This window comes from Streptomyces sp. NPDC050610 (assembly GCF_040654875.1).
Lineage (GTDB): Bacteria > Actinomycetota > Actinomycetes > Streptomycetales > Streptomycetaceae > Streptomyces.
In genome coordinates, this window is the sequence record NZ_JBFAIV010000029.1 from 21,135 (window position 1) to 34,665 (window position 13,531).

Sequence of the window (13,531 nt, forward strand, 5' to 3'; positions counted from 1 at the left end):
CCCGGGCGGCGTGCCAGATGGCCAGAGCCCGAGCAGCGCGTCAGGCGAGCGGAATGACCGTACGGTACTTCCCGCCGGGCGCCTGTCGGGGAGGCTCCTCGGCCCGTTCGACAGTGATGCCGTCCAGCCGGTTGTCGGCGAGCAGGCGGGTCAGCTCGCGGCGGGCGGCCTGCCACACGCGGTCCGGGTCGGCTCCGGCGGCCGGGAGCAGCCGCACCCGTAGCGTCGTGGGGGCGGTCTGCTCGATCTGGAACCGTTCGACTCCGGGCGTCCGGTCGAACAGGGTGCCGAAGGCCAGCGGGGCGAGACTGACGTCCCGGCCGCGGCCGTCGGGGAAGGTGAGGATGTCCCCGGCGCGCCCCTGCACGCGGATCGCGGGCAGGGGGTTGCCGCAGGGGCAGGGTTCGGGCCGGACCAGGACGCTGTCGCCGAGGTCGTAGCGGAGGAACGGCTGCACCCGGTTGGCGAGGTTGGTGACGAGGACGGTGTGCGAGAACTCCCCGGGCGGCGTGGGCCGGTGGTCGGCGTCGACCGGCTCGACCACGGCCCAGTCGTCGTTGACGTGGTACCATCCCTCGGCGCAGCCGTAACTGAGGTACGCGCACTCGGTCGCGCCGTAGATCGTGCGGACCTTCGTGCCGAAGGCGGCCGCGATGCGGTCCGTGTCGCCGACGGTCATCGTCTCGCCCGCGGGCTCGATCAGCAGCGGGTCGATGCGCAGCCGCCCCGCCTCCTGTTCGGCGGCGAGCAGCATGATCGTGCTGGCGTAGCCGATGACGACGGCCGGGCGGTACGCGTTGAGCCGGCCGACCAGCTCCGCCATCGGGGTGTGCACCGAGAACGCCCTGATCAGCTTGGCGCGCCAGCCGCCTTCGCGGACCATGCGGGAGTACCCGGCGAAGCCGGCGTAGTGCCCGCCGGTGGCGACCAGTTGGGCGAAGCGCCCGCCGCGGGCGGTGGCCCGCAGGGCGCCGACGGGGCCCAGCCAGGAGGTGAGCGAGTGGGAGGTCAGCGCGGAGGTGACGGCCATGTACCGGTCGTCGAGTATGAACAGGCCGCGCCGGCCGCTGGTGCCCGAGGTGGTGGCCACCATGTACTTCCCGAGGAACCGCTGCCCGATCAGCTCCGGATCGTCGCTGAAGGCCGACACCCTCTCGTGCGTGATGCCGCGGTCGGTCACCCAGTCGTCGAAGTTCGCCATCAGCTTCTTCTTGTCGGTGACCGGTAGCAGCGCCGGGTCCGTCACGCGCTCGGGCAGGTCGCGGTAGAGCTCGCGGTAGTAGGGGGAGGCGGCGCGGGCGTGGGCGACGATGCCGGCCAGCCGGTCCTCCTGGCGCCGTGTGATCGCGGGCATGCCCTGCCTGCGGGCCCGGCGGATGTCCTGTCCGAGTCGCGACGTGCTCTCACTCATGTGCTTCGTGCTCCTTCTGGGGCCGGTGCTGCGCCGGTGTTCCGCCGGCGTCCGGCCGGTGGCCGGCCTGTCGGAGTACGGCGAGGAGGTACGCCTTCACCTCGCCCGCGCTGGTGGTGTCGGGGCAGGCGGCGAGGTGCTGCAGCGCCGCGCCGCTGAGCAGGTGCTGGAGGATGGCCGGATCGCTGTCCGAGGGGAGGAGGCCGGCCGCGCGGGCCTCTTCGAGGGTGGCGCGGACCGCCTGGCCGCGGAGCTGTCCATGGGCTCGGTGGTAAGCGCCCAGCAGTTCGGGGAGGTCGTCCACCGAACCGTAGAGGCGGCGGATCAGCCGGCGCGCGCGGGGGCGGCTGAGGTGGCCGGCCCAGTCCGTGACCATCGCCTCGATGTCCGGCCAGTGCAGCGACGCGGCGTCCGCCTCCCGGTACTCCCACTCGATCGCCCGTACCAGCAGCTCGGTGAGGTTCGGGAAGCGCCGGTAGACCGTGGCGCGGGTGACCCCGGCGCGGCGGGCGATCTGCTCGATGCTGGCCCAGCCGATGCCGCGCTCGATCAGCAGGTCGAGAGCGGCCGCGAGGATCGCCTCGTCCGCCTCGCGGCTGCGGGGGCGGCCAGGGGGCCGGGTGGACTGTGCTGATGGTTCGGCGGTGCGCCCGCCGTCGTCGCCAAGCTTCACGGCAAAAACAATACAGTACAGATCTGTATTGAAACTAGAGGAGGGTTGGGGGACCGGCCCCCAACGGCCGGCCTCCGATAGCGGGCCGCCGCCCCTCCGGAAGGGCACGGCAGCTCGTCGTAGGAGGCGTCCCGGGGGTCCCGGCCCAGTGCGAGGCCGGGCGCGAGTACGAGAACCGGGTCAGTACGCTCGCGCCGGCCGGACCGTGATCGTTCTCAGCGTCAACGGCTGTACCCGTGTTCCCGCCAGTCCCGAGGCCGGACTCCTCAACCGGGCACGTCCATACGCTGCGTGCCGATCACGGAAAGCAGCCGTAGCGCCTCCTCGGCGGGAGAACCGGGCTCGACCGTATAGAGCACGAGCTGTTGGTCCTGGTCGGTGATGTCGAGGAGGTCGCAGTTGAGGGCGATGGGGCCGATCAGCGGGTGGTTGACGGTCTTGCGCAGGGCGGGCTCGGGGCGCACGTCGTGGGCGGCCCACAGCCGGGCGAACTCCGCGCTGCCGGAGAGGAGGTCACCGACCAGCTTGGCCACCTCGGGGTCGTCGGGATAGCGGGCGGCGGTGGCCCGCAGGCGCCGGGCCGCGGCGCGGGCGAACGCCTCCGCGTCGAACGGGTCGTACAGCAGGCGCTCCCGCGACGGCGGCGCGAGGTAGGCACGGCGCACGAGGTTGCGCTCGTGCCGGGACAGCGGGGAGAAGTCCTCCAGGAGGGCGGCGGCCATGTCGTTCCAGGCGATCACCTCGTACGTCGCGGAGAGCACGATCGCCGCGGTGTGCGGCAGCCGCCGCAGCAGGTCGAGGACGCTCCGCGGCACTTCACGCGAGGGCCCGGTCGGCGGGCCGGGCGGCGCGCCGGCGAGGTGGTGCAGGTGGTCGCGCTCCGCGTCCGACAGGCGCAGGGCTCGGGCCAGGCCGGCGAGTACCTCGCGCGACGGCCGCGGGCCGCGGGCCTGCTCCAGCCGCGTGTAGTACTCGGTCGAGATGAACGCCAGCTGCGCCACCTCTTCGCGGCGCAGCCCCGGTGTGCGGCGGCGCGGCCCGGCGGGCAGGCCCACGTCGGCAGGGGCGATGCGCTCGCGCCTGCCGCGCAGGAAGCCGGCCAGCTCTCGTCGGTCCATACCTCCAGTCTGCGTCCGGCCGCGGAGCCGACCCTGGTACCGCTGGTGCCTGGATCGGCTCCGTGGCCGAGCGCAGGCTTGCTGCCATGGACAACGCATGGATCACCCACATCTCCATACCCGCCGGCGTGGGCCTCCTGTTAACGGTGGCGCGCGTCCAGCCAGTCCCGGCGCGCACAGCGCCCCCCGGCCAGTGATATCGGGCCGACGAATTGCGCCTCAGCAACCAGAAAGGGATCTGCGTCATGATCAAAATGGTCATTACATTGAAGCGTCGCGAGGGTATGACTCATGACGAGTTCACCCACTATCAGCGGAACATTCACAGGCCGCTGCTCATGTCCATCCCGGAGGCGGAGCAGTACATCCGCCGATTCGTGGTGTCTTATCCCGTCCCCGCCCCGAACTATCCCGAGCCGGACTACGACTCGGTGGTCGAGGCGTGGTTCGACACGATGGACGACCTCAACGCGTTCTACTTCTGCGAGAACTTCCTGAAGAATGTCGACCCGGATCATGAGAACTTCATCGATTTGAACGCCTTTGGACGCGTCATCTCCGAAGAGGAAGTCGTCATCGGCTGAGGGCCGGTAACCGCTGGTCACGAAGCCGACCAGGATCAATGCGGCTGCCGGCACGATCGGCCGGGCCTGCTGCCGCGCAGGCCCGGCCAGCGGCTTCGCCCGCGGGTCAGCAGCCGCAGCTTACGAACGGCAGTACGCGGTAGTACATGGCAGTATTCGGCAGCGCTCGGCGGGGAAACCGGAAACTGTCCCGTGTCCTCATCGCGCGATGGAGGCGTTTCGGCGTCTGTTCACACCTGTTCACACCCGGGCCGGCAGGGACTCCGCCAGCCGGGCGGCGGAGGTTCCCAGCCCGCGCGGCGGCCCGATCGGTAGCGGTCCGGCGGAACGCGCCCCGTCCGGGAGCGACCTGATCGGGGCCGACGGAGAGAACGGGAGCGGCAGGGCCGACGGGACGGCCCCGACGCCGGGTGCCTCGTGCTGCCGCCCGTAGCGCTCGCGCAGGCTCGGTTCCTTGTAGCGGTCCACTTCCTCGTGCCAGTTCTTGATTCCGCTCATCCAGTCCTTGAGCCCGTCCACGTACCGTTCCAGTTCCGCGCCGACTTCCGGTCCGTAATCCGCGCACAGCAGTGGGAGTTCCATGGCGACCAGATGCTCGAACTGCCGCATTCGGGAGTTGATCAGGTCGATCACGATGGCCCGGGCCTGTTCCGTGGTGCAGTCGAAGAACTGCCGGATCACCAGCACCCCGTTGTGCAGCTCGCCCTCGAATTCGATCTCTTTCTGGAACGACGTGCAGTCATTGAGCAGGGTCGCGTAATCCATGGCCGCGGCCTCCAGATTCTTGACCGTGGTGGTCCCGAACAGCTCCGGCGGGACCTTGCCGCCCCGGCCCAACTGCGCGAGCAGTACGGTCATGTCCGACCCGAAGGTCTTGCGCCGCATCTCGATGTAGTCCACGGGATCGGGCACCCGGTTCAGCTCGGCGTTGGCGAACTCCCACCACCAGCTGTCGATGAACTCGTCGCAGGCCCGGCGGAACTTCTCCCGGTCCGTCTGGCTCATCGATGCGGTCGTACGCGTCCACAGCTCCGTCAGCGCCCGGGTCGAGGCGTCGACGGGCGGCGGCGCGGGCGAGCCGTCCACCGGCATGCACTGCCGCGCCTGCTCCATGTACCGCCTCAGCCCCGCCGCGTCGTGGGCCGCGTTGAAGGCCGGGGTGTAGTCGTCGGCGTACGTGCCCCAGGTCAGCCACCTGGCGCTGGTGATCAGGTCCTCGGCGCAGGCTCCGGGGTCGAGCCCCGCCGAACACAGGGCCAAGTCGGCGGCCTCCAGCACCTCCTGGGTCCACCGGCCGTCACCGGGCACGCCGGGGGCCGGCACGGTGATGCCGGTCCGCCGGGCCCACTCGATCAGGTCCCGGCGCGCCAGCTCCAGGTGCGGGTTGAGCCGCAGCGCGTACGGCATGCGGAGGTCCGGAGGGGCGCTCGGGCCGACCTGCTCGTACGCGGGGAGGCGGAAGGACCGCGCGCGGGTGCTCGCGCCCTGGGACGGCGCCCTGAACACGCGGGCGGCGGCGGCCCCGACGCGGGTGACGCCGATCCCGGAAGGCCCCGGCGGCGACCAGGGGGCGGTATCGGCGGAGGCGCTCTTGCCGCCGTTCATGTACCGGCTGGAGCGCAGGTGCCATTCGTGGCCGCCGCTCTGCCAGTCCGTGAGGCCCTGCGCGTACGCCAGCACCCGCGCGCGGGCGTCCGGGTCCAGGCCGTGTTCCTCGAAGAGCGGCGGCAGTTCGGTGAGGGCCGTGTGCTCGAACTGGTGCAGCCGGGAGGTCAGCAGGTCGTTGACCGTGTCGGCGGCCCGCTGCGGGTCATACCCGAAGAATCGTTCCACTACGAGCACGCCGTTGCTCAGCTCGCCCTCCTCGGTGACCTCGCGCTGGTACGAGAAGAGGTCGTTGCGCAGGTGCACCCCGTCCGAGAAGGCGTCCTTCAGCACCCGCAGCGGCCGGCTGCGGGCCACCGCGTCGGGCACCTCGGCGCCGTTCGCGAACTCCACGAGATCCGCCGACCAGGGCGCCCCGCCGACCTTGCGGCGCATCTCGATGTACTCGACGGGGTTGGCCACCCGGCCCGCGTTGATGTTGTGCAGCTCCCACATCGATTCCTGGAGGAGGTTGAACGTCGACTCGAAGAATCGTTCCCTCCACTGCGGGGACATCTGCGGAGCGGTCCGCTCCCACAGATCGGCGAGCCCGGCCTCGACCGGATTGGTCGGCTCCGGCATCGGGGAGCCGTCCCGGGGCATGAACAGCGGCAGCCTGTCCAGATACGCCTTGGCGCGGGCGATGTCGCCGGTCCGCTTGAACGTCTCCAGGAAGTGGTCGTCGAAGAAGAACACCCACACGTACCAGTCCGTGACGGTGTCCAGCGTCTCGGGAGCGGCGTCCGGGTGGGTGTAGGCGCACATCAGCGGGTATCCGTGGGCGTCCAGCTCCGCCTCGTCCCACACCCCCGAGCCCTCCAGCATCCCCATGCTCCGGGCCCACGGCGCGGCGTGCGCCTGGGCGCGGGGCAGGCTGGGATTGAGCCGGGCCTGGTACGGCATGTAGAAGTCGGGAAGTTCGAAGGGCTGCACGGTGCGCGGGCCTCCATTGAGTGACGGAATGGGTGCGGCGACGGGAACGGGCGGTGCCGAATTCCCGGCGTTCACCCGTGCGTTGGGCGGAGTGAGTCCGGTACCTCGGCTTCGCTCACGAACATGCGGAAGTCCTCCCCGGTCCGGCACTCGGCAGCCCAACGCGAACGGCCGTGTGCGACCGTAGAAGCCCTCGCGGAATCGCCGCACCGTTCCGAACGGCAAACCACTCGTACGTGTGTTGTCCGATCAGCTGCTCATGCGGAGACCATCGCGCGCTCGCCCTCACCCATTTCGGCAGCTCGCCCGTCACCCGGTCCGACAGCTCACCCCTTGCGGCTCACCTCTTGCCCATTCCGGGCTCATTCCGGCAAGGGGCTTTGGGCGGGGGCATCCGCCCTGCGGCGCTCCGCCCCGGCGGGCCGCGCGCGGTCACCCGGCGCGGACGCGGTCAGCCGCTCCCACCCCAGCACCGACAGCGCCGCCGCGCTGAACACCGCGCCCACCAGGAACGTGCCGCGCACCCCCACCAGGGGCAGCAGTACGCCGCCCAGCAGCGCGCCGAGCGCCACCCCCGCGTTGTACGCGCCGGAGTTGGCGGCCAGCGCTATCTCCGTACGGCCCGGAGCCGACTGGAGCACCCGCGCCTGCGCGGCCATGAAGGCCGGCCCCAGGGACGCCCCGAGCAGCGCCAGCATCGCCACCACCGCCGCCTTCGACCCGCCCAGCGCGTACAGCCCGAACATGCCCAGCGCCTGGGCGGCGACCGGGACGGCGAGCGTGGCCCGGGGAAAGCGGTCGAGCAGCGGACCGGCAGCGGTGACCCCGAGGACGCCCGCCACCCCGGAGACCATCAGCAGCTTGCTCACCGACGTGTCCGAGAAGCCGCTGACGTCGCCCAGGAACTTCACGATGTACGTGTAGCCGGCGAAAGCACCGGTCACCGACAGGGCCGTGGTCGCCAGGACGGCCCGGTACCGCCGGACGTCGGGCTCGGACCCGTAGGCCGCGTGCCCCTCCTCGGGCCGCGAGGTGGGCAGCAGCGCCGCGATCACCGCCAGCGACACGGCGCCCAGCCCGGCCAGTACGACCAGTGGGAGCTGCCAGCCGCGCTGCTGGCCCAGCCAGGTGCCGGCCGGGATGCCCAGGACGAGCGCCAGCGACCCGGCGACCGACAGCACCCCGATCACCCGGCCGCGCACCCGCTGGGGGAACAGCCCGACGGCCACGGGCCCCATCACCGCCCAGAACAGCGCTTGGGCGAGCGCGGTCACCACCCGGGCGGCGAGCAGCAGCCAGTAGGAGGAGCCCGCCGCCGAGGCGAGGTTCGCCACCGCCAGCGCGCCCAGCAGGACGGTGAGCACATGGCGGCGGGGCATGGCGCGGGTGACGTGCGCTATGGGCAGGGAGACCACGGCCACGGTCACGCCGTAACCGGTGACGAGCCCGCCGACGGCCGCCAGCGACACCTTGAGGTCGTCCGAGATCAGCGGAAGCACGCCGATCGGGAGGTTCTCGGTGGTGTTGAAGGTGAACGCGGCCAGCATCAGGGCCGCGACCACGGCCGCCCTGCGCCACAAGGCCGACTGTGCCGACTCCGCCGCCGCCATCGGCCGGACCTCCCTCGTCGTGGTGATCGCATCGGGTTCACCGTACGCACCCGGCCCGGAGATCCGCGTCGGCTCGACGGAAGAGCTCCGCGCCGGAGCTCCGTTCCTGAGGTTCGTGCGGGAGCTTGCCGAAGCTCCGTGCGGAAGCCTCGCGTGGGCGGCCGGGCTCTCGCGTCGTCCGGCGCGCGGATCAGTCCTCGTACATCCGGATCGACGACGGCGTGATGCTCCCGTAGCTCTTCTCGAACCGCGCCCCCGAGCCGAACGTCGGCTGGACGGCGTCGACGAACGGCAGCACGTCCACCGACTCGATCAGCGCCGACGCGGCGCGGTTCCACGTCGGACACCCCTTGGCCCCCGCCATGCGCGAGGCGTCGGCGGCCAGGGACACGTATGCCTTGTTGTCGATGCGCGCGAAGTTCGTGCCGTTCGGCGGGGTCGGGCCGGAGACGAATGGCCGCAGCTGCGGCGGGATTCCCAGGCCCAGGGGCATGACGGCGATGTCCCAGGACGCGTTGCCGGCGACGATCTGGTTGATGCCCATGTTGTCGACGCCGCGCAGCGTCACCTGGGCGCCGACGGCCTGCCACGCCTTCTGGATCAGTTCCGCCGCGGAGGCGGCCGGCTGCCCGATCTGGCTGGGGTACAGGAAGGTGAGCGCGAGGCGCTTGCCGTTCTTGGTCCGTACGCCGCCGGAGCCCTCCTTCCAGCCGGCCTCGTCCAGCAGGGACTTGGCGGCGGCCACGTCGTGGGGCGGCAGGCCGCCGGCCGTCGCGGCGTCCGGGCACGCCTTCGGCTCGATGCTGAAGAACCCGCCCGAGGGCTTGCCGGTGCCGCTGGACAGCACCTTGCCGATGACCGGGAGATCGACGGCCTGGGCGAGGGCCCGCCGCGTCGTCTCGTCCCGCCCCAGCCGTCCTGGTGCCTGGTTGAACCACATCTCGCCGAGCGCGGTGGTCGAGTCGGCGTGGTACTGGCCGCGGCCGAAGAGGCGCTGCTGGTCGGGGCCGATGAGGTTCGCGGCGTTCAGCTCGCCGGACAGCAGCAGGTTCGCCGCGGTCGTCTCGTTGGGGACGATCCGTAGACGCACCTTGTCCGGCAGCCCCTTCTGCCGCGCCTTCCAGTCGCCCGGGCCCCAGGTGTAGTCCTTGCGGCGGGTGAGGGTGTAGTGGTCGCCCGGCACCGCCTCGGTGAGGGTGAACATGCCGGTGCCGTTGCGGCCCTCGGCGAGCGACGCGCGGTTCTTCAGCCCCTTGCCGCAGACGATCGGCACCATGCCGACGTTGTGCAGGAGGAAGGCGTCGGGGACCTTGCTGACGACGGTGACCTCCCGGTTCGCGGCGTCGGCCGTCGCCGTGGCGCCCGGGGTCACGTACAGGCCGGTCAGCGGCGACCTGTTCTTCGGGTCGGCCACGAACGCGATGTTCGCGGCCACGTCCCGCGCGGTCAGCGGCGTGCCGTCGGCGCAGGTCAGGCCCGGCCGCAGCGTGAAACGGGCCGTGGTGGCGTCCCCCTGCCACTTCTCGGCGAGGCCCGCGCGGACGCGGCCGTCCGCGGTCACCTGGATCAGCGGGTCGTAGAGGAAACGGCCGACCTGGAGAGCGGCCGACAGGACGGTCAGCGCCGGATCGAGCGTGCCGGGATCGGCCGGCATCGCCATGGTGAAGGTCCGGCCCTCGGCCGGCGTGTCGCCCGGCTGCGGCCGGCTGCCCGCGGCCGACGGCCCGCCGCAGCCGGTGAGGCCCAGGGCGGCGGCGATGACGACCGCCGCCGCGGTCCGCGCGGTTCTCATCCGTGTCTCCCTGGGGTGGTGGGATGCGGGCGGCGCACGCCGCCCCGGGCCGTCGGCCGCGTACTTCACAGGCGCGCGAACCCTCGCGCGCCTGCCTCGTCGAAGAAGACCGCCGCGAGCTGCCCGCTCACGTCGGCCGCACCGTCGACGCCGTTGCCGCCGGGTGCGCCTTCCGGGTGCGTCTTATGGCGCGACCCTGCGGTCGGCGCGCCCGGTGTGCAGGAACAGCGCGTGCCCGTCGCCGTCGTCGCCGACGAAGGAGTGGATCTGGTACATGCCGTGCCGGCGCTCGACGGCGATCAGGGCGTCCTCGCGCGCCGCCGCGAGCTCGATCCGCTCCGGCGGGCCGAACTGGGCGAAGATCCCCTTCGGGGTGCGCTCCGCCCATATCCGGCCCTCGGCGTCCTGGCTGACCACCGTGTCGGCGGCGCTTGAGGAGTACGTGCCGACGTACCGCGCGGCGTCGATCCGCGGCGCGTCGGGGGCCGGCACCGGCAGCGGGGGCGGCTCCACGGCCGCGAGTTCGCGCAGGACGTGCCCGACGATCTCCTCGTACACGCCGAGCGGCTCGCCGCCGTTGGTCAGCACCGCCACGACGACGTCCTGGCCCGGCACGGCGCGCAGGAACGCGGACTGGCCCAGGGTGCCGCCGTCGTGTCCGACGACGGTGCCGCCGGGCCAGTCGAATATCTCCCAGCCCAGGCCCCACTCGTCGCCCATGAGCCCCAGGTACGGGACGTCCGTCTGGTGTTCGCGCATGGCCCGCGCGCTCTCCGCGCCGAGCACGCGGGTCCCGTCCGGGCCCAGGCCGTCGGCCAGGTGCATCCGGGCGAAGGCCAGCAGATCGCGGGGACGCATGGCGAGCATGGCGCCCGCGGGGGCGTTCGAGCGGGGGAGCGCCCACGCCGGCGCCGGCTCGAACCCGGCGTCCGGGGCGGCCTGGATGTGGCCGACCGCGGCCCGGTGCAGTATCGCCTCGTACGGACTGGTGGCCGCGTGGGCGAGTCCGAGCGGGGCGAAGAGGTGGTCGCGCAGGCAGGCGTCGTAGCTCTTCTCGCGCAGCACCTCGACGATCCGGCCGAGCACGCAGTAGCCGGCGTTGTTGTACGAGAACCGCTCGCCCGGCGCGAACAACTGCGGCGCGTCGCCGAGCGTGGCGACGAACTTCTCCAGGCAGTCGTCGCCCACGCCGGTGTCGGTGAAGATGTCGCCCTCGAACCCGCTGACGTGGCACATCAGCTGCCGGACGGTGATGGCGGCGGCGGCCGCGCCGTCGGCGAGCGCGAAGTCGGGCAGGTAGTCGCGCACGGGCGCGTCGAGGGCCAGCTTCCCCTCGTCGACGAGCTGCATGGCGAGCGTCGTCGTCCAGACCTTGGTGATCGAGCCGATCTGGAACACGGAGTCGGGCGTGGCCTCGACCCCGGTGCGCTTGCTGAGGACGCCCGCGGCGACGTCGATCACCGCGTCGCCGACGCTCACGGCGACGGCGGCGCCCGGTACCCGGTGCTCGTCGAGCAGGGTCGGCAGACGCCCGTTCAACCAGGTGCGGAGGGCGTCGAGCCGCGGGTCCGCGCCCGCGCCGGACGATGACGGCGATTCCGACGGTGCCTGTGACATGCGAGTCCTTTGTTCTCGGAGGGGCTGGTACCCGATCGGTGGAGGGGTGAGTACCTGTCAGCGAGGTTAGTGGGCAGCTCCGCGCGGCGATTCGTCCGCCCGTACGAGCCGCGGGGCCGCGATCCATCGCCCGGCACAAGTCCGGTGCGGGGCCGGGGGCTGTCCGGCGGGTCGGGGGCGGCCTCGACGACCGCTGTTCGCTTCTTCTCTTCGCTTCGCAGCTTCGCAGCTTCGTCGGCTCATCGGTTCGTCGCCTCATCGACTTCGCGGGCGCGGCTGCTGTCGGCGCGGCGTTCCGGGGCGTGTCAGCCGGCCGCCGGGAGGCGGAGTACGGCGACGGTGCCGCCGCCGGGAGACGGATGCGGGGCGACGGCCCCGCCGCCGGGCGCTTCGGCGAGGGACGGCGGTGCTCCGGTGGCCTGGGCCAGGCCGAGCGCGCTGGTCAGCCTGAGGCCGTGGCCCCGGCGGTGTTCCCATGGCGCTCCAGCGCCCTGGCGCGGAACCGTCCTGGCCGGAATCGGGCTGGCCGGAATCGGGCTGGTTCGGGCAGATGTCGGACCGGTCCGGGGCGGTGTCGGACCGGTTCAAGCTGATGTCGGGCCGGTTCGGGGGCGACCGCTACCGGGTTCTGGCCGGATCAGGGGTCAAGGCGTCGGCTCGCTGCTCCTCGATCGGGAGCTCATGATCCAGCCAGGCGATGAAGGAGAGCACCGAGCCGCCGAAGTGCTTGCTTATCCGTGCTTGGACGGCACGCAGCGCGTGGCCGGGGACGAAGTTCTGCCGCGTGAGCCGTCCGCAGCCGCACGCGCAGTGCCGGGCCCGCAGCCGTACTTCCTCCGGCAGGTCCCCGTAGGCGATGCTGTTGCGCGAATCGTTGTTCAGCGGGTCGATCTGGCCGACGTACTGGTCGTAGAGCGGGTGACCGGCTGTCAGGAGCGTCCCCCACAGCGCCTTCTTCCCGCCGCGGTCGGTGCCGTGTGCGGTCACGTCGGTGATCTCGGCGATCGCCCGCACCCGGCCCTCGCCCACGACGAGGGCGAACCGTTCGCGTCTGACCATCCGCAGGTCCAGCCGCCACACTCCCCGGCCGGCTTCCCACGCCTCGCTCTCGGTCATCCGGGGGAAGTAGCCGACCGAGTGCCGCCCCAGCGCGTCGTCGGTCACCCGTTCGTAGTCACCGATCCTGATCCGGATCGCCATCCGGCGCCTCCACGATAGTTGGGTGCCCACTGCCCGGCCGGCCGTGCCGCGCGTGCTCCGCGCGGCCTCCGCACGGCCCGTTGCCGGGCCGGCGGTGGCGAGAGCGACAGCCGCGGGGAGGGGCGCGGCACGACGGAGCCGACGAGCGGGCGTCGGCCGGGGCGTGCGGCTACCGGCCGGCGTCACTGGTCCGAGCCGCGTCCTTCGGCGGCGGCGGAGAGCGGAGCCCGGTCCTCGTGCGGTGCCGAGGCCCGGGTTCCGCTACCGCGGCCGGGGGTGCGGGCCGGTCACTGGGCCGGTCAGGCTCCGTCCGCGTGGCCCGCGACGAGGCTGTCGGCGAAGGACTTGCTGTCGATGAGGTCGACCTGCGAGGGGAAGACCGCGTCGAGCAGCGTGCGGTGGGCGGCCGGGTCGGGGTCGGCGCAGACGTCCGAGAGCACGACCACCCGGTAGTCGTGGTCGGCCGCTTCGCGGACGGTGGACAGCATCACACCGGTGGTACTGACCCCAGCCAGTACCACGGTGTCGATTCCGTGCTCGCCCAGGTGGTCGTGGAGCTTCGTCGTGCTGAACGCGCCGGTACGGGTCTTGGTGAAGACCTTGTCCTTCGGCCCGGGCTGGACCTCGGGAGCGATGACGGTCTCTGGGGAGCCCACCGCGAAGAGGTGGCCTTCGGCCGCGGGGGCGAAGGTCTTGTTGTTCTTCGAGATGCCCTTGTAGTCCTCTTCGGTGAAGGCGACCTGCACGTATACGACCTGGATGCCCGCGGCCGCGGCCGACTGCCGGACTTGCTTGGCCCGCTGCACGAGCTCGGCGGGGTCGGAGAGGAGACCGAGAATGCCCGCCTGGAGGTCCATGAACAGCAGGGCCGTGCGGCGCGGATCAAAGATGATGGCGTCAGTCATCGTGGTATTTCCTTTCGATCATTCTTACGGGTGTGCAAATGGCG

10 protein-coding genes are annotated in these 13,531 nt (G+C 71.9%); 1 reads left to right on the forward strand and 9 read right to left on the reverse strand.

The features are described from left to right. Positions 1–40: 40 nt before the first annotated feature. The 3 genes from AB0I22_RS29415 to AB0I22_RS29425 all read right to left on the reverse strand — a co-directional run bounded on the left by AB0I22_RS29415 (position 41) and on the right by AB0I22_RS29425 (position 3,202). Complete coding sequence (locus tag AB0I22_RS29415; RefSeq protein ID WP_363133981.1) at positions 41–1,411, reverse strand: phenylacetate--CoA ligase family protein; 1,371 nt, start codon at positions 1,409–1,411, stop codon at positions 41–43. Then, the gene (locus tag AB0I22_RS29420) at positions 1,404–2,084 is read right to left on the reverse strand and encodes a TetR/AcrR family transcriptional regulator (protein WP_363133982.1); all 681 of its coding nucleotides are present in this window, start codon (positions 2,082–2,084) and stop codon (positions 1,404–1,406) included. Before AB0I22_RS29420 ends, AB0I22_RS29415 begins: the two co-directional genes overlap by 8 nt. Before the next feature lie 266 nt (positions 2,085–2,350). Then, complete coding sequence (locus AB0I22_RS29425) at positions 2,351–3,202, reverse strand: helix-turn-helix transcriptional regulator (RefSeq protein ID WP_363133983.1); 852 nt, start codon at positions 3,200–3,202, stop codon at positions 2,351–2,353. Between the two features lie 245 nt (positions 3,203–3,447). Between AB0I22_RS29425 and AB0I22_RS29430 the strand changes: the two genes are divergently transcribed. Continuing rightward, positions 3,448–3,786 (forward strand): EthD domain-containing protein, encoded by a 339-nt coding sequence (locus AB0I22_RS29430; RefSeq protein ID WP_363133984.1) that lies wholly within the window; start codon positions 3,448–3,450, stop codon positions 3,784–3,786. A 240-nt stretch (positions 3,787–4,026) separates the two neighbouring features. Here the strand turns inward: AB0I22_RS29430 and AB0I22_RS29435 are convergent, their stop codons facing one another. The 6 genes from AB0I22_RS29435 to AB0I22_RS29460 all read right to left on the reverse strand — a co-directional run bounded on the left by AB0I22_RS29435 (position 4,027) and on the right by AB0I22_RS29460 (position 13,487). Further along, entirely contained in the window at positions 4,027–6,363 is a 2,337-nt protein-coding gene (locus tag AB0I22_RS29435; protein ID WP_363133985.1) for a germacradienol/geosmin synthase, read from the reverse strand. A gap of 362 nt (positions 6,364–6,725) precedes the next feature. Beyond that, positions 6,726–7,973 (reverse strand): MFS transporter, encoded by a 1,248-nt coding sequence (locus AB0I22_RS29440; RefSeq protein WP_363133986.1) that lies wholly within the window; start codon positions 7,971–7,973, stop codon positions 6,726–6,728. Between the two features lie 190 nt (positions 7,974–8,163). Beyond that, positions 8,164–9,765 carry an ABC transporter substrate-binding protein gene (locus tag AB0I22_RS29445; RefSeq protein ID WP_363133987.1) on the reverse strand — a complete coding sequence of 534 codons (1,602 nt, stop codon included), beginning with the start codon at positions 9,763–9,765 and terminating at the stop codon, positions 8,164–8,166. Between the two features lie 183 nt (positions 9,766–9,948). After that, positions 9,949–11,382: a serine hydrolase domain-containing protein gene (locus AB0I22_RS29450; protein ID WP_363133988.1), complete on the reverse strand. Its 1,434-nt coding sequence runs from the start codon at positions 11,380–11,382 to the stop codon at positions 9,949–9,951. 618 nt (positions 11,383–12,000) lie between these two features. Continuing rightward, positions 12,001–12,582: a hypothetical protein gene (locus AB0I22_RS29455; RefSeq protein ID WP_363133989.1), complete on the reverse strand. Its 582-nt coding sequence runs from the start codon at positions 12,580–12,582 to the stop codon at positions 12,001–12,003. A gap of 299 nt (positions 12,583–12,881) precedes the next feature. Further along, positions 12,882–13,487, reverse strand: coding sequence for a cysteine hydrolase (locus tag AB0I22_RS29460; protein WP_363133990.1), 606 nt, complete (start codon positions 13,485–13,487; stop codon positions 12,882–12,884). Positions 13,488–13,531: the final 44 nt, after the last annotated feature.